The organism is Priestia sp. P5_B4, from assembly GCF_056400385.1.
The window spans coordinates 1-841 of record NZ_JBFULJ010001249.1 but is presented as its reverse complement, the minus strand read 5'-3'; the positions used below and the strand labels follow the sequence as shown (position 1 = coordinate 841).

The 841-nt window shown below is 35.9% G+C and carries 1 protein-coding gene; it reads left to right on the top strand.

The window, feature by feature from the left end:
- The coding region (locus AC1DRF_RS30270) for a DEAD/DEAH box helicase family protein (RefSeq protein WP_477742606.1) at positions 1 to 841 on the top strand (841 nt) is incomplete at both ends.

The window sequence follows — 841 nt, the reverse complement described above, 5'->3', positions numbered from 1 at the left end:
ATTACCTACATATAAGAGAACAGCTTTCCCATCAGCTGTCAAAAGACATTAAAACAAACTCAAAGTATATTGAAAACTATGCGCCGCATACTGAACTTGAAGATGAATTAATAGAAAACGGTGATTTGACACGTCATGATTATGAAACGGTTCATGACTTTTTTCAAGAGCTCACTGGCGGCGTAAGCTCAGAATTAGACAGATATTCAACGATTATCTTGTTTGAAACGTATGAAGATGTATACGAGGTATTTATCACCGATAAGATTTATGAAATCATTCCAACTATGATCATGGATGACCTTCCTGCTTCATTTAAAGAAGAATATAAATCTTATACAAATGCTTCAGTAACAAGAATGGATATTATAAAAGCACTTAGAAGTGATTTATCGGATTTGGCCTATGAATATAAAAAAATGCTTGTAGAAGAAAAGCTTTCCGATGTACTGGAAGTTTCAGATCACAACTTAACGATTGAAGAGCATCAAGAAAGATATCAACAGCAGCTGGAAGAAAGACGATTACAACAAGAACGTGAACGTGAAGAAAAGAAAAAGCTGATTGAAGAAGAACAGCGACAGTTAAATTATATTTTTGGTGCAGAATACGAAATGGACCCAAGAAAAGAAACGGAATACATCCTTCATCTCGGTGATACAAACACAGGAAAAACGTATACGGCATTAAAGTCATTAAAAAAAGCTGCTTCGGGTAATTACTTAGCGCCGCTTCGCTTGTTAGCCTTAGAAGTTTTTGAAAAGCTGAACAAGGACGGAGTCCCTTGTTCCTTAAAAACAGGTGAAGAAGAAAAGATTGTTGAAGACGCTCAGCATATGGC